General features: G+C 44.2%; 10 protein-coding genes and 1 pseudogene. 2 read left to right on the plus strand and 9 right to left on the minus strand.

Going from position 1 to position 19,373, the window contains the following annotated elements; genetic code table 11:
- Positions 1 to 4: 4 nt before the first annotated feature.
- Both kdpD and kdpE read left to right on the plus strand, forming a co-directional pair.
- Positions 5 to 2,731 (plus strand): two-component system sensor histidine kinase KdpD, encoded by a 2,727-nt coding sequence (gene kdpD, locus ACGF63_RS18210; RefSeq protein WP_152963574.1) that lies wholly within the window; start codon positions 5 to 7, stop codon positions 2,729 to 2,731.
- Positions 2,707 to 3,393 carry a two-component system response regulator KdpE gene (gene kdpE, locus ACGF63_RS18215; protein WP_036850598.1) on the plus strand — a complete coding sequence of 229 codons (687 nt, stop codon included), beginning with the start codon at positions 2,707 to 2,709 and terminating at the stop codon, positions 3,391 to 3,393. The genes kdpD and kdpE overlap by 25 nt, the downstream gene beginning before the upstream one ends.
- A gap of 55 nt (positions 3,394 to 3,448) precedes the next feature.
- Here kdpE and ACGF63_RS18220 read toward each other — a convergent pair whose 3' ends face one another.
- The 9 genes and pseudogenes from ACGF63_RS18220 to ACGF63_RS18260 form a co-directional block, all read right to left on the minus strand.
- Positions 3,449 to 4,270: a Cof-type HAD-IIB family hydrolase gene (locus ACGF63_RS18220; protein ID WP_036850595.1), complete on the minus strand. Its 822-nt coding sequence runs from the start codon at positions 4,268 to 4,270 to the stop codon at positions 3,449 to 3,451.
- Positions 4,271 to 4,303: 33 nt separating this feature from the next.
- Positions 4,304 to 4,978 (minus strand): formyltransferase family protein, encoded by a 675-nt coding sequence (locus ACGF63_RS18225; RefSeq protein ID WP_152963575.1) that lies wholly within the window; start codon positions 4,976 to 4,978, stop codon positions 4,304 to 4,306.
- Positions 4,975 to 6,831: an aminotransferase class I/II-fold pyridoxal phosphate-dependent enzyme gene (locus ACGF63_RS18230; RefSeq protein ID WP_152963576.1), complete on the minus strand. Its 1,857-nt coding sequence runs from the start codon at positions 6,829 to 6,831 to the stop codon at positions 4,975 to 4,977. Before ACGF63_RS18230 ends, ACGF63_RS18225 begins: the two co-directional genes overlap by 4 nt.
- A gap of 111 nt (positions 6,832 to 6,942) precedes the next feature.
- Positions 6,943 to 8,139: a SidA/IucD/PvdA family monooxygenase gene (locus ACGF63_RS18235; RefSeq protein ID WP_152963577.1), complete on the minus strand. Its 1,197-nt coding sequence runs from the start codon at positions 8,137 to 8,139 to the stop codon at positions 6,943 to 6,945.
- Complete coding sequence (locus ACGF63_RS18240; RefSeq protein ID WP_036850583.1) at positions 8,132 to 8,527, minus strand: ParB N-terminal domain-containing protein; 396 nt, start codon at positions 8,525 to 8,527, stop codon at positions 8,132 to 8,134. Before ACGF63_RS18240 ends, ACGF63_RS18235 begins: the two co-directional genes overlap by 8 nt.
- Complete coding sequence (locus ACGF63_RS18245; RefSeq protein WP_152963578.1) at positions 8,493 to 9,725, minus strand: MFS transporter; 1,233 nt, start codon at positions 9,723 to 9,725, stop codon at positions 8,493 to 8,495. Before ACGF63_RS18245 ends, ACGF63_RS18240 begins: the two co-directional genes overlap by 35 nt.
- A gap of 740 nt (positions 9,726 to 10,465) precedes the next feature.
- On the minus strand, positions 10,466 to 12,106 hold the full coding sequence (gene pgm / locus ACGF63_RS18250) for a phosphoglucomutase (alpha-D-glucose-1,6-bisphosphate-dependent) (protein WP_162524214.1): 1,641 nt from the start codon (positions 12,104 to 12,106) through the stop codon (positions 10,466 to 10,468).
- 56 nt (positions 12,107 to 12,162) lie between these two features.
- Positions 12,163 to 12,687 (minus strand): replication initiation negative regulator SeqA, encoded by a 525-nt coding sequence (gene seqA / locus ACGF63_RS18255; RefSeq protein ID WP_152963579.1) that lies wholly within the window; start codon positions 12,685 to 12,687, stop codon positions 12,163 to 12,165.
- Positions 12,688 to 13,316: 629 nt separating this feature from the next.
- Positions 13,317 to 19,349, minus strand: a pseudogene (locus tag ACGF63_RS18260) (amino acid adenylation domain-containing protein); the annotation flags it as partial.
- Between the last annotated feature and the right edge of the window lie 24 nt (positions 19,350 to 19,373).

Here is a 19,373-nt window from a genome sequence, read left to right on the forward strand (position 1 = left end):
GAAGATGGATCAACACGAACCCCAACGTCCTGACCCTGATGAATTACTGACACTGGTTAATGAGAAACAGCGCGGTAAATTAAAAATATTTTTCGGTGCCTGTGCCGGCGTGGGAAAAACCTATGCCATGTTGCAGGAAGCACAAAGATTGCGTGCTCAAGGGCTGGATGTGATTATCGGTGTGGTAGAAACCCATGAGCGGCAGGGAACGGCCACTTTAGTTGATGGTCTGCCACAACTGCCACTTAAACCGATCCACTACCGCAAGCGCAGAATCACCGTTTTTGATCTTGATGCCGCCATTGCCCGCCACCCGGCGATGATTCTGATGGATGAACTGGCATTCAGTAATCCTCACGGCAGCCGTCATCCCAAGCGCTGGCAGGATGTTGAAGAATTACTGCAAGCGGGAATCGATGTGCTGACGACCATTAACGTTCAGCATCTGGAAAGCCTTAATGATGTGGTGGGTGACATCACCGGCATCCAGGTCAGGGAGACCATCCCTGACCACATCTTTGATCAGGCAACTGAAATTGTTCTGGTTGATCTGCCACCTGATGATCTGCGCCAACGGCTCAATGAAGGTAAAGTCTATATTCCCAGCCAAGCAGAACGTGCTATTGAACATTTTTTCCGCAAAGGCAATCTGATTGCTCTGCGGGAACTGGCTTTGCGCCGTACTGCTGATCGCGTTGATGATCAAATGCGTGCTTTCCGCGACGCACAAGGGCATGAACCGGTCTGGCACACCCGTGATAATCTTCTGCTGTGCATCGGCAACAGCTCAGGCAATGAAAAACTGGTCCGTACCGCCGCCCGGCTGGCTGCCCGGTTAGGCTGTATCTGGCATGCAATCTATGTTGAAACCCCAAAACTGCACCAATTGCCGGAAGGTAAACGGCGCACAATTTTAACCGCACTCAGATTAGCCCATGAATTGGGGGCGGAAACCGCAACCCTCGCCGATCCAAACAAAGAAAAAGCGGTATTACGTTATGCCAGAGAGCATAACCTCGGCAAAATTTTGATAGGCCGCCGCTGTGAATCCAAACATAAGCTGCTTAACTGGAAATGGCGCCTTGGTTTTGCTGATCGGTTAGGAAAACTGGGGCCAGATTTGGATTTAGTGATTGTCGCGCTGGAAGATCGCAGCCAATGGGATAAAGAACAAGACAGCCGTTCTGTCACTGAAAAATGGCGGATACAGATTCAGGGTTGCCTGATCGCAATCGCCCTCTGCACGCTAATCACCCTATTCTCCCGGACATTCTTGCTGACTCTCGATAAAGCCAATCTGGTTACGCTTTATCTGCTCGGCGTCGTCATCATTGCACTGTTTTATGGACGCCGACCATCAATATTCGCCGCTTTTATTAACGTCATCAGTTTCGATATCTTCTTTGTACAGCCTCACTGGTCGCTTGCCGTCACGGATATGCAGTACCTGCTGACTTTCACGGTCATGCTGATCGTGGGGGTCGTGGTCGGAAATCTGACAGCCGGCATGAGATATCAAGCACGAATTGCCCGTTACCGCGAACAGCGCACCCGCCATCTCTATGAAATGACCCGTGAACTCAGCCGGGCATTGAATGAAGAAGATATTGCCCGTACCAGCTACCATTTCCTTGCCAATGGTTTTCAGGCTAAAACTGGCCTGTTTTTACCGAACAATAATGGCGATTTACATCAACTCACCACCAACAATGGCGGTCATATGCTGATTGACGATGCCATTGCCAAATGGAGTTTTGATAAAAATCTGCCGGCGGGCGCAGGAACCGATACCCTACCGAGCGTACCTTACCAGTTACTGCCTATCGCAACACCGTCACAAACGTTCGCGGTGCTGGCGATTGAACCATCCTATTTGCGTCAACTGCTCATCCCGGAGCAACAGCGATTATTGCAAACATTTACCGGCCTGATTGCCAATGCGTTGGAAAGATTGCACCTCTCCCGCCGGGCAGAATCGGCGAAACTGGATGCAGAGCGGGAACAGTTACGTAACTCACTTCTGGCGGCACTCTCTCACGATTTACGCACCCCTCTGACAGTCCTTTTCGGTCAGGCAGAAATCCTGATGCTGGATTTATCTGCCGAAGGTTCCCCACATACCAAGCAGGTGAATCAAATCCGCCAGCAAATTCTCAGCACTTCCCGTCTGGTCAATAACTTGCTGGATATGGCGCGTATTCAATCGGGGGGCATTCAACTCAATCTGGAATGGCAATCATTGGAAGAGATCGTCGGCAGTACCTTGCGTTCACTGGAATATGCGCTTAATCGCCATCCGGTCACCGTTGCCCTGCCATCTGATTTACTCTTGCATTGTGATGCCAGCCTGCTGGAACGGGTATTTATCAATTTATTGGAAAACGCGATCAAATACACCGATGAACAAACCCCACTGGGCATTAAGGCGACAACAGAAAAAAATCAGGTTCATATTGAAGTCTGGGATACAGGTAAAGGTATTCCACCGGAGCAGGAACAGTTAATTTTCGATAAATTTTCCCGCGCCCGCAAAGAATCTGCCATTCCCGGAGTAGGCCTTGGGCTGGCAATCTGTCGCGCAATTATTGAAATTCACAATGGAAAGATTTGGGCTGCCAATAACGAAAAAGGTGGAGCGAGTTTTCACTTTGTTCTACCGTTAGAGAAGCCGCCTGAAATTGAAGAAATGACTGAGGAGATGTCACCATTACCAACAATAACACCATCTTAATCATCGAAGATGAAAAAGAGATCCGTCGCTTTGTCCGGCTGGCGCTGGAAGGGGAAGGCTGTCGCGTATTTGAAAGTGAGACGCTGAAACGAGGCTTGATTGAAGCAGGAACCCGTAAACCTGACTTGATTATTCTTGATTTGGGGCTGCCCGATGGTGACGGCATTAATTTGATCCGTGATCTGCGCCAATGGAGCACCATTCCCGTTATTGTTCTCTCTGCCCGTGATGCAGAAGCTGATAAAGTTGCCGCACTGGATGCCGGCGCTGATGATTATCTGAGTAAACCATTTGGCATCAGTGAATTGTTAGCAAGAGTACGGGTTGCCTTGCGCCACTTTGCCAGAACCCATCAGGAAGAATCTATCGTCTATTTTTCTGATGTGGTTGTCGATCTGGTTAACCGCCGGATAACCAAAAGTAATGAAGAGTTGCATCTGACGCCGATTGAGTTTCGTTTGCTGGGTGAATTATTGGCAAATAGCGGTAAGGTGCTGACACAACGCCAGTTACTCAATCAGGTCTGGGGGCCTAATTATGTTGAACATAACCATTACTTACGGATTTATATGGGGCATCTGCGACAAAAATTGGAAACTGACCCTACCAGACCAAAACATTTACTCACTGAAACCGGCATTGGTTATCGGTTTATGCTTTAATACCTGAAACACGAATCTCTTCATGTCTCAGGCAATTAACTGCTCTTGGCAAAGTTTAGGACAGATTATTCACCTGATAGACATGTTCAGATAAATAATGAGCGACAGACTCTTCACAGCAAGAACCAATAACATCCGCATGAGGCAGCGCTTGTTTAACCCTATCCTGTGCCGTTCCCATGATGACCCCTTTAGCGGCGGTTGAAAGCATTTCCACATCATTCATACCATCGCCAAATGCAATAGTTTGATTGATTGGAACCCCAAGAAACCCAGCTAACTGAATTAACGCCTGTCCCTTAGAAACCCCACAGTCCATCACTTCCAGACACCAAGGAAACGAGAAAGCGACACTGACACTATCAGAAAACAGCTCAATTAAATGGCGTTCCAATTTAACCAACACGTCGTGATCTCTGCGCTTATGAATGAAAAAGATTTTTTCAACAGCATCACAAGGCATTTCATCAGCCGGTCTGATCGTTGGATTAAAATTATCATTCTGATTAAAATCACTGAAACTATGGTGTAATTCACTGGTTAACCATTGGGAACCACAATACATATTAATCACTAAATCGTGATCTGCCTGCGTTTCCTCAATTAATCTTTTTACTACATCACCCGGCAGATATTGTCTGATATCCAACTTTTTACAGGCACTTGTCAATCTGGCACCATTAGACGTAATCAGATGTACAGGTATATCAAAATCACCAATAATGGCGTTAACATCAGCATGATGTCTACCAGTGGCAAATACGATCTGTTTTCCCGTATTTGACAAATCAGTCAACACTTGGCGGGTAAATTTACCTACCGTATCCCCTTGAAGTAACAGAGTTCCATCAAGATCTGTAGCAATAAGATTATACATGAACTTCCCCGGTACATTAAAAGCAATTATTATCTACGCTTTATTCAGCAATTCAAGCGATGCTTTCTTGGTAAATGTCATCCTTTCTGCCAGATTATGATTATCTTTCTCATAATAAATACTGGCCTCTGAATCCATTTGCGGTCTTGGCGTTATTTTTTCCACCATTGGCATGGTATCAAGGAATAATTGTCTGGCATAGCTAACAGCCCGGGTATAAGTATCAATAACTTCTTCAAATTCTGGATAAATAGAAAATGAAACCTGATTCACAATTGGACCCGCATCAATACCTTCATTAATTTCATGGATCGTCACACCATGAGATGACTCACCATTTTTCAAAGCCCAATTTACTGGCCTGACGCCGCGATATTTAGGCAAATGGGACAAATGGATATTCAATATTCTTTTACAAGAATTAATGAATTTTAACGGCAATATCCGCTTATGAAATACGACAAAGCACAAATCGCAATTGAAATTACCACTTTCATAACCGGGTAAATTCTCAACTTTATTATCTTCAATAATAGAAATATTGTTTTCATGACAAAAATCCATTAATGTCTGCTCAGTACTGACCGGTTCGAATTTATCTGCCACAACATGCAATATTTGATAATCTTTATGATTCAAGAAATACTGACAAATGAAAATTGCCAATTCTCCTTTACCACAAATCACGACTGTTTTTGGATGACTCATTCGCAGACCTCGTTAACTTCCTTAATCGTACTAATATCACTAATATTAATCAGCCCCTGCATTACCATGCGTAATGAGCGGATTAAAATTTCATTATCGCTTTGTGTCCGGCAAGATACCCGGCAATATAGATCAGAATCGGCATTGCCTTTCCCGGAACACTCTTTTATATACACGCCATGAATCTCTAAAAGTAACTGTGATACCGTTTTTGCATCGGAAACATGGAATTTACAGTAAACAAAATTAGAATCCGTTTCATAGGCAGTAATACCTTCAATTGAATTCAATTCTTGCTGTAATTTTAACGTATCAATAATCACCTGTTCACAGCTTAATTTATAGCTCTCTCTATATTGCGGCAACCGCAATAAAAATTCTTCAGCAAAACCATTAATATTCCAAATAGGCAATACTGACCTCACTTTACCGAGTAATGCTTGATTCGCGGTTGCAATATATCCTATCCGAATACCACCAATACCAAAGGTTTTACTCATACTGCGAATAACAGATAAATTTTTATAGTTATCTAAATGCATTAACATTGTATCGTCACGCATTTTAGAGAAATCTAAGAAAGATTCATCAACAATCAGGTCTATATTTAATGTCAATAACTCGCCAGCCAAATATAACAAACTATTAATTGGCGTCAGTTTACCTGTCGGGTTATTTGGTGACTCAATCACCACCACACTTGGCTTTTCTTCTTTCGCCAACGTTAATAATTCATCAATATCTATCTCAAAATCTCTGCTCTCTTTGCTATAGCTAAATATTGTTCTGTCTTTACCAAAACAATTAGCATACTCATTAAATGATGGCACAGTGACTAATACTTTACCTGTATAAATTTCAGGTAGCCGTTTTATTATTTCAGCAGCACCATTTGAAATACATAATTTCGTTTTTTCTACGCCAAGAAATTCAGATAAGGCGTATTCAACTAAACGATTTCCACCAGGATAATTGAGTAATATCTCATCAAAATTATTCTTCATTTCATCTTTCAATTTTTTAGGTGGAAAGTTGAAATTATAAATTAATGCAAAATCAATAATAGGATAACGCCAATATCCACCATGCCTATTCTGCACAAGATCCAGCTTATTATTACTTGAAATGAAATCACAAATAGCAAGATCATAAGTATTATCGACTTCATACCATTGAGAATGATCAACAATACTTGCTTTAAATTCAGCCATATTATCCAATAAAGATTTTTTAAATATATCTTCATAATATAGCCCGGTTAACCCATTATTAACGTAATTTTCTAACTCTTTATTCACATATTCCGCAAAATTAGCGCTGCAAATATGATAAATATTTACTGTCTTATATTGCCCATCTTCAACCTGATAATCACTATCCTTGGTGGAATTTAATGCAATAATATTATCTTTATCTATTTTTGCATAAGTCCCTTCCATATTCCCACTAAGAGGAGAAACCAGGACATTGAGATCGCCTGCTTTTAACATCACCGTTTCCAGACATTTCTTGGTGAAGAATATATCACCTTCAAGGATCAGCGTATCTTGCTTAATCCAATTTCTGGCAAGATATAAAGAATAGAGATTGTTGGTCGATTCCCATTTTTCACTATTAACAAATTCAATATCCAGGTTATATGTCTTTTGTTTAATATGAGACATTAAAACATCACTTTTATAACCCACCACAATAATCACTTTCCTAATACCGACAGATTCGATATTTTTCAGTGCATTATCGATAAATGATGTTTGATTGGTTTCTACCAAAGGTTTTGGTTTATTTGATGTTCTGGTAGATAAACGGCTGCCTCTTCCTGCACAAAGCAGTATTACTGTTTTTTCATTCATAGTTTTGATAATTTATTTTAAATAGATGTTAGAAAGCTATCGGAATTCTTAAATAAGAATTAACCTAAAATACAGCTCGTTAATAATGTAAAATTGATATTGAGCTATCTATCAATTAAATACAGCGTCATATATCACATGCTGATATACCCAAACCCCGTCAATTCGTCCGTGGAAACTTGCCTCGCCACCAATTTCACCACCGGTTTTTACACCAGATCCCAGACCAAATGTATGAAAATTATTGAGCGTTTCACCTGACATTGATATAGGATTTAATTTTTCATTAGTCAGCAAACCATATTTATCACTGTTAAACTCAATAGGAATATTATTTTTATCAATAATTTCAACAAGTTTGGAGTGATACCCTGTACAGTGAATTAATAAATCGTCACAATTAATACGTTGAATAACCTCATCACTCGATATTTCTGAGATATTTAAAATAGAGATATTTTCATGTTTTCTTGCTTTAATTTTCTGAGCAAATACAAAAGAGTCATATCTCAGACCTGAATATCGATTAACCCGGCCACTTAAAGGGCAGATATCTTCCTGGACGAAATCATAGCCGTAAGATTCTGCACTGGCAGGTGAATCAAAAAACAGCTTGAAATCTTTATTAACCAGAACATTTATCTTACCAGTAAACTTTAATTGTTCTATCAGCCGAATCAAACAGGAAACAGAACTGTGTGACGAACCTAATATTGATATACTTTTTACATCACCTTTATTGATGATCTCATCATAAACACCTTTAATAAAATCACCTGAAGTCATATTATGACTATTATGTAATAATCTGGATTCGTTCGGGTTTCCACCTATATTAAACAGGACTTTTCGCGTTGATACAATATAGTCTTCATTATCTTTATGATAAGTTATATCATAGTCGCCATTTTCATTCTGCTTAATCTTTTTTACTTCCGCACCGGTCAATACACCAAACCGATCACCATATTTATTTTCCTGAATAAAGCGTGCAATTCTCTCCAAATATTGACCGACAACCCTCAATTCAACCGGTTTATCTTTATTGGCACTAAAATATTCCCACTCTGAGGTTGATCTTATATATTGACTCAACTCATCATCACCGCCGCCAAATTTCTCTAAAAATACACTACCTAAAGAGTTCGCAGTAATTTTATACTTCTTTAATGCACCAGAACCGACCATCTCTGTTTTTTCTAAAATCAGACAATGTTTTATAGCTTCATCTTTTAATAAATCTGGAATTAAAGAGATATTTGCAGGACCTGCACCACACATCACAACATCATAAAACTGCTTATTCATTGACAAACCCTAACATTTTTAACGCAATTTGCGTTTCAATAACATTCCCGGCAAACTCATGACGAGTCTGTTTATAACCCAATGGTTTCCCATCCAGACCCGCATTAATAACATCAACATGACTAATTGTTTTATTCTCATTACGTGAATAAACCAACAACTCTTTCTGATAATCAAATGCCAGACAAGGAATACAACTTAGCTTGAGTGTTTTGGCTAATTCGAGTCTATGATGACCATCAATCACCACATTCGTTGCTTCATCAATCCAGATAGGTTGAGTCCAAAAACCTTCAAGTTTAACTTTCTCTATTAACTGCTCAACACGAGCAGGACAATGTAATTCAGTTGGTCTAAGATTCGAGACTTCTTCTAATATTAATTTCATGTTTATCCCTTAGTTTAAACATACGGCAAAAAATTACCAACACCAACACACTTAATATCGCTAATAATTGAAATAACACGCCACCATTAAAGAACTGAATAACAGTACCACCCACTAATGGAGAGATACAAAAACCGATACTATAAAGTGATGCTGCGCCAAAATATGCACCACGTAAATCATTTGGCGCTAAACGATCGATAAAAACATTCACACATGGAAACAAAATAGTTTGACTGATACTCATGGTAAAAGCAGCCAGATACCACAATAAATAAACATCATAATACTTAAATGAAATAAAGAACATTAATTCAGCTAAAATGAGTAATACAGTGCCTATTTTTATTTTCGTTTCTAATTCCATTTGTTGCGTTAACATGGAAAACGGTAACTGCATAACTACAATAGTTAGCGCATGCAGCATAATAAGCGAAGCGATAAACTCAGCATATCCATTAAACCCTAATGAAGTAATCAACTGCGGCAGAGTTGAATCAAAATGACCAAAAATAAACATCATGAGAATATTATTGATGACCAACATTAAAAACACCCGATCATTCAATAAAATCTTTATCGTGCCTTTAAAATCATCATCATTAGTTAAGTTTATTTTTATTTTCTTACCAAATAAATAGACCGGGATCATAAAAATCACATAGGATACCGAAACAATCAAAAATGAGATAGAATTAATATCCAGGCTTAACTTTACCCCTAAATAAGGCCCGACTACAGCACCCGCATTCAGAAATAAATACCTTAAATACATGGCATTCTCTCTTACCTGCTTTTCTTCGATAATATCACCGATAACTGCTTTTATTGGGTTATTAACCAGCGCCCAGGAGATATTCGCTAATAACGTACCGATAATAAAACCAGACTGATGCTCAGATAACCATAATATCAAATACGCCAATGAAGATATAAGACATCCAATGATAATTATCCTGGCTCGGCCAACTTTATCAGAGAAGTAACCTGCATAAAAACTTAATATTGATGAAATCGCAATGGATAAAGAAAGAACTAATCCAATCATCGATGCAGTAAAATGGAACTTGGTATACAAGATGATAGATATAAAAGGCCATACCATCATTGATGTTGATCTTGTTACAAAAGTCCCCAGAAACAGACCCCATATACATGCCGGTATGGATGTATAACTCTTAAGAGAAAAATTTTTCATTGTTATGTTCTTATATTATTTATATTGATATCTTTTAAACCAGGTATTTAAAATATTTATGAAAGTCCATAAAACCCACTTGCCGCTACAAAAATCAAATGTAGAAGCAAGAGTTAGGATGATCTGCACGATAAAGCAAATTCAACGATGTATAATTTATCTTTAATATATTATCAAAACAGATGTTAATTGCAAACAAAATATGACACTTTTGTTACACGTTAAACACAGAGCAAATGCTTGTGATGTTAATGAGCAACATAATGACATAAGTACTTTGCACTTTAACAGGCGAAAACACGGATAAAAAGGGTCTTTAATCTCAGATAAAAACCTTTTAGTTCAATCTTTATCTATTCAAATATTGATCAATTAACGAGAAAACTTAGCTTAATCTAACCAAAAAATAATCTGTAATATTATATTCAACGTGAAATAGATAAATAAAATTGCATTTTAGTTTAATAGCTAAACTCTGGTGGGGATAATTATTATTTATAGATTTATATGAGGCCATCTGAGATAAAACTGGAAACCATTCCACAGCCCCAAAATATTCACTCACTAAAACTGAGATTAGTAATGAGTTTATTCTTTAGTTTCCTTAATGAGAGTAATGATATATTCAGACAGAGAGAATTGTCTTATCATCCAAACTCATTTTTATTTTATAGCGATTAAAAACAAAAATCCGCAATAACCTGTGACAGCTATTGCGGATTATTCAATCGAACCAAATATCAAACGGCGGCAAAAACCTGGTTAACAATATCCTGTGCTTCCCGTTCAATCTTCTCCCGATGTTCAGGGCCAAGGAAACTTTCACAGTAAATCTTATAGGCTTCCTCTGTTCCTGATGGACGGGCGGCAAACCAACCATTTTCTGTCATCACTTTCAGGCCGCCGATGGATGCGCCGTTACCGGCGGCTTTCGTCAACCGGGCAGTGATGGGATCACCGGCAAGCTTATCTGCTGTCACCATTTCTGGTGACAACTTGGCTAACAACGCCTTCTGCTGATGGCTTGCGGGTGCCTGAATGCGGCTGTAACTCGGTGTACCAAAACGGGCGGCTAACTTATCGTAACGCTGCTGTGGATTTTCCCCTGTCACGGCGGTTATTTCTGCTGCCAGCAAACAGAGGATAATCCCATCTTTATCCGTGGACCACGGCATACCATCGAAACGCAGGAAAGAAGCCCCTGCACTCTCCTCTCCGCCAAAGCCCAATTTGCCCTGATGCAAACCATCAACAAACCACTTAAAACCGACCGGCACTTCCACCAATTCACGGCCAAGATCGGCAACGACCCGATCAATCATAGCACTGGAAACCAGCGTTTTACCTACCGCAACGCTTTCCGACCATTGTGGACGATGACGGAACAAATAATCTATCGCGGTTGCCAGATAGTGGTTTGGATTCATCAAACCGGCTGGTGTGACAATACCGTGGCGGTCATAATCAGGATCGTTGGCAAAAGCCAGATCAAACTTATCTCGCATTGCCAGCAAACCTGCCATTGCCCAAGGAGATGAGCAATCCATGCGAATGACACCATCATGATCCAGATGCATAAAACGGAACGTCTGATCGACCTGATCATTAACTAACGTCAGATTCAGGTTGTAGTACTCACCGATACGCTGCCAAAACGCAATGCCGGAGCCACCCAACGGATCAATACCGATTTTCAAACCTGCCTTCTGGATAGCAGCCATATCAACCACATCACCCAGCGCAGCGACATATGGCTCGACTAAATCTTGCTGGTGCAGATATTCACTGCTCAATGCCTGAGCAAATGGCAGACACTTAACGCTTTTCAGGCCTTCTTCAAGCAACTCGTTAGCACGACGTTCGATAATCGTGGTCAGATCCGTATCGGCGGGGCCGCCATCAGGTGGATTATATTTAATGCCGCCATCTTCCGGCGGATTATGGGATGGTGTAATCACGATCCCATCCGCCAGCGCCTTCCCCTGACGGTTATAACAGAGGATGGCATGAGAAATCGCCGGTGTTGGCGTAAATCCATTATTTTCCTGCACAATCACATGCACATTATTGGCGGTCAACACTTCCAACACAGAAATAAAAGCAGCTTCTGACAACGCATGAGTATCTTTACCCACATAACAAGGGCCATTTATTCCCCGCTGCTTACGGGCTTCCACAACTGCCTGAGCAATTGCCAGAATATGCGCTTCATTAAAACTACTGCGCTGAGAGCTGCCACGATGGCCGGATGTACCGAATTTAACCTTATGCACCGGGTTTTCCGGCTGAGGATGTAAGGTGTAATACTGTGAAGTCAGTTGCGCTACATTTATCAGATCACTTTGGCGGGCAAGCTGCCCCGCGCGCGGATGATTTGCCACTTTATCTCTCCTGGATGGCTGCACCGCCTCGACTGTTGCAGCGCAGCTTTAGTCATTTAAATCGTGCCACACACCTTTTCAATAAGATTGGCCGAGAATTGCATATCCTGCATAATTTGCTCAACCATATTGCGCTTACGGTCAGTATTAGTGTTAGTAATGACCCAAAAAGGTGTGCCCGGAATATGACGAGGTTTGGTTTGTTTGCCATTGGCAAGCAACGTCTGTTGATCGCCGGCAAAATAAACACGGGTACGACCATGCATAGCATCGGTTGTCTGAGAAAAACTTTCACTGTTCAAGCTGTATAATGTGGATAAGATCAACATAAAGCGATCAACTGATTTTTTCTTCTCAGAATAGTCATCTGAAAGTAACAATTCACGTATTACACGAACAGAATCACGCGGACGGGATACTGATGTTTTCTCCACAGCGCTAAGAGGCTGGACGTTCTGTACTGGCTGCTCGGCGTTAAATTTCAACATCCGGCGTAAAATATCAGATGCACTTTCACCGATATGTTGTGTGTGGCTGGCAATATAGCGGTAAAGGTCTTCATCAACTTCTATCGTTTTCATTTCTATCCAGTACTGTTCTAAATAAAAAATTTAGCCGGATTATAAAGTATAAAAGGAGAAAACAAAATAGGCAAAATTTCAATAACTTAAAAGTGTTTCAGCGTGAAAAACGATATGACAAAGCAGGCGATTTTCATCTAAAACAAATCAATCAGTTACATGGATATTGTGGATATAAGCCTCATCATAACTCATGAAGATTAAGATATTACTGCCATTGTGCATTTGAAATTCTTTTAACCCACATCCGAATGGCAAAAAGGCAGTGGCTTAGATAGGCGGGCGTTGATAACCGGTTTTGTGGGTTAACGGGAGAGCACGAGATGACGATGGCGATTGAACATTTACAGGATATTCAGCTAACCCACATTGAAGCGCTGGCCTTAGCGCAACTGGTTAAGCGGCTGAACTGGGCGGAGATACGGTCGCGGTAGGGGTAGCCGGTAACGGCTATTCCTACCGCGACCGTTTATTTCCAGAGTAATGATGTTGCACTTACTATGCGAATCCAAGAGCAAATAAATTATATGAACATTATCCACTCCCTTATTTTTAATACAAAAAATCCGGTATAAACAATATATACCGGATTATCATACCACTATTAAATTATTCTATAATGATTAATATTACAACATCTCCCCATCACAATGTATTGCCAATGCCTTATTCAGAGCATGAGCTAAAGCCATTCTATGCTCCTTATCCTCCAACAAACTAAAATGATTACCTGAAATAGCCATCAACTGAAGTGAAGAGTCAGGCATGACCTGCGCCCAGCCTAATGACGGTTCTATATCTAACGACTCTGGCTTTTCATCCGTGACAAAAGACACAGAAGAATAAGGCTCTCTCGCATAAAACTGATGCAGTGTTACCGCTAATGCTTGCGGTTCATACTCTCTGACGATTTGCGTATAACGCTCTATCTGCTCCCAACGTTTTGCGATTAAATCAGGCCGCAGACTGGCAGGGTATAACGCCAATTCCTGTGCCGCTGCAATAAACTGCACCAAATTCAATTCATCAATTCGCCGGTACAACTCCGCAACCTCTTCTGTGCACTCCTCCCCTGACTGTCGTGCCAGCTCAGCCAGGAACTGATGTTTAGGTTGTGCGGATTGCTCCCCGAAATAATGAGGAGCCGGCGTATCAATCAGCCCCAGGAAGTTCACCGTCTCACCGGCATGCAAAAGCTGCCGGGCAACAGCATAAGCCAATATACCGCCGGAAGAGTAACCACTTATCCGGTACGGGCCTGTCGGTTGAACCGCTTTCATCAAGCTGATCATTCTGACCGCCTGCTCTTCCACCGTCGACATCGGTTCTTCACTGATGGACGGCCAGGGCAGCGCATAAATCGGATAACCTGACCGGATATGTTGAGCCAGCCCGAAGACATAGGAGTAATCCCCCATCCCACTGGGAACAAAGAACAGTGGCAGACCTGTTCCGGCAGGTCGCACTGATATGGCAGCACATTGCGGCTGAGACAGCAAATCTGAGGTGATTTTCGCCGCCAATTCGGCCAGCACCGGAAATTGGAACAAGTCATTCAATGGGCAAATCAAACCCCGGCCTACGGCAAGATTGGTCATTCGCATGGCGAGCAGTGAGTGGCCCCCCAGCGCGAAGAAGTTGTCATGCCGGCTGACCTGCTCAACCCCCAGCAATTCACGCCAAATAGTTGCCAGTGCAATTTCCGTTTCCCCTTGTGGCGCTTCATAAACCTGACGGGCAAACGCTTCATTATCCAGCGCCGGCAGCATTCGACGATCCAACTTACCGTTCGGGGTCAACGGAAGTGCATCCAGCCGCACAAAGGCCGTTGGTACCATATAGTCAGGTAAAGTTGCACTCAGATGGATACGCAGGCTATTCGCCAGCCCCTCATCCGCTTGCACCACAACATAAGCGACCAGACGCTTATCCTGCGCTTCTCCCAACGCCAACACCACCGATTCACGTACCGCCGGGTGTTCTATCAGCCGGGCTTCAATTTCCCCCGGTTCAATGCGGAAACCGCGGACTTTAACCTGCTGGTCGTTGCGGCCCAGGAATTCCAAGTTGCCATCCGGCAGGTAGCGAGCTAAATCCCCGGTACGGTACATACGAGCACCCGGTTGATCACTAAACGGATCCATCAGGAAACGTTCAGCGGTCAATTCTGGCCGATTCAAGTAACCACGAGCGACAGCGACTCCCCCAATGTAAAGTTCACCCGTGACACCCATTGGGACAGGTTCCCCGTGGGTATTGAGAATATAAATTTGGGTATTGGATATTGGGCGACCAATCGGTACGTTATCGGCAAAACAGCTCGGGTAGTTGATATCAAACACGGTACAACCCACGACGGTTTCAGTTGGGCCGTACTCGTTGATGATGCGTGATCCAGGCGATAATGTCTGCCAAAGTGCAATAGTGGAACTGGGCAGTGTCTCTCCACCCACGATAAAGCAGTGAGCGGGGCATTTTTGTCCCACGGTTTTCAATTTCTGCCCCATTGCCGAAAGATGACCGGGAGTAATTTTAACCAAAGCACCCGATTCCATTGACAACAATGCGGGAAGCAATTCAACCAGCTCCTGCCCGTCACGGAGCAAATGGATCTTGCCACCACACAGTAAAGGCAGGTAAAGACTGGTGACCGTGGCATCAAAGGCTATCGATGACGAAACGATACTATTGAATTGTCTTTCAGTTAAGTAATCACTCCGCGCCCATAGCAGGTAGTTGCAGACACCACGATGTTCCAGCATCACGCCTTTCGGTGTCCCTGTCGAACCCGAGGTATAAATGACATACGCCAGATGTCGTGAAGTTAGTTCAGGTATTTGCGGGTTGTAGTCCCGCTGGTTGAGCAATGCATTTGGGTCAAGTACGGTGAATTCTGCCAGTGCCTTCTCACCCAACGCAGCACATCCGGCTTTATCCGCCAGCAAAATAACCGGAGCGGCATCCGTCAGAATATGTGCCAGACGCTCCCCGGTATAGACCGGATCCAACGGCACATAGGCTCCACCGGCTTTTAGTATTGCCAATACCCCCACCACCATTGCGGGTGAACGTGACACACAAATCGCCACTCGCTGATCCGGCTCTACGCCCAGCGCAATTAGCTGATGGGCCAACCGGTTAGCACGAGTATTTAATTCCGCATAACTGAGGATTTGATCTTCATGCACTAATGCTGTGGCATTCGGGGTTTTCTCCACTTGTTGTTCAAACAACTGATGGATACATAACGCATCAGGATACGCGGTTTCCGTCGCGTTCCAGGTTTTTAACAACAATGTACGCTCCGATTCTGGCAGAGTTTCCAACTGCCGTACCGGCGTTTCAGGCGCTTGTTCAAGCGCCTCCACCAAACTCTCCAGCGCCTGTTGCATATAACCGCATATCCGATCCGCATCAAACGGCTGGACAACTTGAGCGGTTAATCCCAGGGATTCACCACAATCCTCCACCGACAACACTAACGGATAATTGGTTCTCTCCTGCGCATCAAGGAATTCAATCCCGCTGATCAGTTCATCCAGCATTGTTGACAATGCATTATGTCGATAATTCAACAAGCTGCTAAAGAGGGGGATCTCCCCCTGCACATTACTGCAACGCTGGGCCAGCGCCAGTGAAGCATGTTCATGTTCCAATAGACCGGCGAGTCGGGTATGGGCAGCCTGCACGCTGTCCCGTACCGGGGTATCATTGATATCCAGCCGCAGCGGCAAGGTATTGATAAACAGCCCCATGCCACTATCAGCCCCTTCTCCCGCCGCCATGCGTCCAAACAGCACAGTGCCAAACACCACTTTCTCCTGATCGCTGGTATGCGACAATACTTGGGCCCAGGCCAGATGACACAACGCTGCCAAACTGATCCCCAAACGCCGGGCCTGACCACGCAGACGATCATTCAGCTCAGGCACCAACATCCGGTGGGATTCCATCACCTGTGAACCATCACTATGCACCTCCGTCAATCCGAACGGCAGCGTAGGTTCATCCACCGCCGCCAGCATATCGGTAAAGAAGCGGGTGTGTTCTTCCTGACTGACCCCCAACCGGGCCTCAGCCACCAAATTACGGAAAGAAACTGGGGAAGGCAGGCTGTCCTCCTGTTCGGTAAGATACGCCTGAACCTCACGGTTCATCACGTCCAGCGTAGTATGGTCACCAATCAGGTGATGCAGCAATTGCAGGACAATCCAGCGGCCATCGGCTTCTTGCGCCACCACAAACCGCAGCAATGGTGCCTGATTCAGGTCAAGACGATAATAACTAGGATTAAAACGTTGAGCCAGTTGTTCACAAATCGGCCCATCAGCCGGGTCCAGAGTCAATTCAATGACCGATAAAGGCGCCTGACGCCAGACGACCTGAGTCGGCACAGACAATTCTTGCCAGATAAAAGCGGTACGCAAAATATCGTGACGATCAACCACCTGTTGCACTGCCGCCAGATAACGGTCCAGCAGAGTCCGTTCAGTAAAGGCCATCTGGCTGACCACCAGATACGGATCCCCTTCGTTTGCCAGTAAGTGGTGGAACAAAATACCGTCCTGCAATGGTGACAAGGCATAGATATCCTGAATATTGGTCACCCCGCCCGGTACCTGTCTGACGATGCGGTCAATGTCAGCCTGAGTCAGATCGATCAGCGGCAACATCTCTGGGGTGAGTGTCGTCGTCGCTAATGTAATGACGTTAGGCGGCACTATCACGGCCTGGTGCTGTCCCAATGTTTGGGCTAAATCTGACAGCATTGGAGACTGGAACAGATCACGCGCTGTCAGGGTCAACCCCTGGTGACGCAGGCGTTCAATCATGCTCACCGCGAGCAGTGAATGGCCGCCCAGGGCAAAGAAATTATCATACCGGCTGACCTGTTCAATCCCCAATAATTCACGCCAAATCGCCGCCAAGGTCATTTCCATTGTTCCTTGTGGTACCTGGTAAACCTGACGGACCACGTTTTCATTGTCCGGGGCCGGTAGTGCACGACGATCCAGCTTACCGTTCGGGGTCAATGGAAACTCCTCCAGCCGCACAAAGGCTGACGGCACCATATAATCAGGCAAAATTTTACTCAGATGAACACGTAAACTATTCACCAGCCCGTCATCCTCAGGTGCCACCACATAGGCTACCAGTCGTTTATCCGCCCCATCACCTAACGCCAACACAGCCGCTTCACGCACCACGGGGTGATCTACCAGATGCGTCTCAATTTCCCCCGGTTCAATGCGGAAGCCCCGGATTTTGACCTGTTGATCGTTGCGGCCCAGAAACTCCAGATTGCCGTCCGGCAGATAACGCGCCAAATCCCCGGTACGGTACATGCGTGCATCCGGATTATCACTAAACGGATCCACCAGGAAACGTTCAGCAGTTAACTCAGAACGATTGAAATAACCTAGGGCTACCCCATCCCCCCCGACATAAATTTCTCCGACCACCCCCAACGGTACTGGCTGACCATACGCATCCAGCAGATAAACACGGGTATTAGCGATTGGCCGGCCAATGGGAACCCGGATCGCTCCCTGCGCTAACGCCTTGATAGGATATATCGTGGTAAAGGTGGTTCCCTCACTCGGACCATAAGCCTGCAATAATTGTTGTGGCGGGCGATTATCCAGAACTTGGGCAATCACATGTAAATCGGGAATATCTCCCCCGAAAATCAGGATCTTAATCTGCGGAAGAATTGGGGATAACTCTACCGCCAGCCGGTTAAACAACCCGATAGTCAGCCACAGAACCGTGATGCGGTGAGCCTGTAAAACCCGTATTAACTCCGGCGGTGTCAATAACGTAGCGCGGTCGATAACCACTAGCGCACCGCCATTGAGCAATGGTGCCCAAACTTCAAACGTGCTGGCATCGAAAGCCGGGTTAGCCGTAAAGGCAACCTGATCATCCGGTCCAATTTCAGCATAGCCATTATTGATGACCAGCCGGACCACCGCACGATGAGACACTACCGCCCCTTTTGGCATTCCAGTCGAGCCGGAGGTATACATGATATACGCTGATTCGGTACTAAAACGCGGTAAGTCAAGGTTGAAACACTCTTCCTCTCTACTCGTATTCTCCTCATCAGAGAAACGAAGCAGCGGAACAGCCAGGTCAGCCGGAATATCAGCCTGTGTATCGGTGAGCAACAACCTGGCGGAACAATCACTTATCAGCCAGTTTTTCCGCTCATCCGGCACACTGGGATCAATCGGCACGTAAACGGCACCCGCTTTGAGAATCGCCAATTGGGCCACCACCAGCTCTATCGATCGCTCGAACAAGATCACAACATGATCACCAAGACCAATCCCTTGTCCGATCAGCTGACGAGCCAACCCGTTAGCACGAGCATTCAATTCCGTATAGCTCAGGGTTTTATCTCCTGTCATTAGTGCTGTCGCCTCTGGGGTCTTCTCCACCTGTTGTTCAAACAACTGATGGATGCATAACTGGTCAGGGTAAACTGTTTCTGTCGCGTTCCAGGTTTCCAATAACAACCTGCGCTCCGCCAGCGCCAGGATATCAATTTCCCCGATCCGCTGTTGAGCATGAGCGACCATCTCTTGCAACACCGCGTGCAGATATCCCACCTGCCGCTCTATCGTCGAGTGATCAAACAGGGCGGTGGCATAACTCAACGCACCGACAATCCGCCCCTCCTC

This window comes from Photorhabdus sp. RM322S, from assembly GCF_042879395.1.
GTDB lineage: Bacteria > Pseudomonadota > Gammaproteobacteria > Enterobacterales > Enterobacteriaceae > Photorhabdus > Photorhabdus khanii.

Coding starts and splice junctions, on each gene's coding strand:
- kdpD (WP_152963574.1), top strand. CDS start 5: ATGGATCAACACGAACCCCAACGTCCTGACCCTGATGAATTACTGACA.
- ACGF63_RS18220 (WP_036850595.1), bottom strand. CDS start 4,270: ATGTATAATCTTATTGCTACAGATCTTGATGGAACTCTGTTACTTCAA.
- ACGF63_RS18225 (WP_152963575.1), bottom strand. CDS start 4,978: ATGAGTCATCCAAAAACAGTCGTGATTTGTGGTAAAGGAGAATTGGCA.
- ACGF63_RS18230 (WP_152963576.1), bottom strand. CDS start 6,831: ATGAATGAAAAAACAGTAATACTGCTTTGTGCAGGAAGAGGCAGCCGT.
- ACGF63_RS18235 (WP_152963577.1), bottom strand. CDS start 8,139: ATGAATAAGCAGTTTTATGATGTTGTGATGTGTGGTGCAGGTCCTGCA.
- ACGF63_RS18240 (WP_036850583.1), bottom strand. CDS start 8,527: ATGAAATTAATATTAGAAGAAGTCTCGAATCTTAGACCAACTGAATTA.
- ACGF63_RS18245 (WP_152963578.1), bottom strand. CDS start 9,725: ATGAAAAATTTTTCTCTTAAGAGTTATACATCCATACCGGCATGTATA.
- seqA (WP_152963579.1), bottom strand. CDS start 12,687: ATGAAAACGATAGAAGTTGATGAAGACCTTTACCGCTATATTGCCAGC.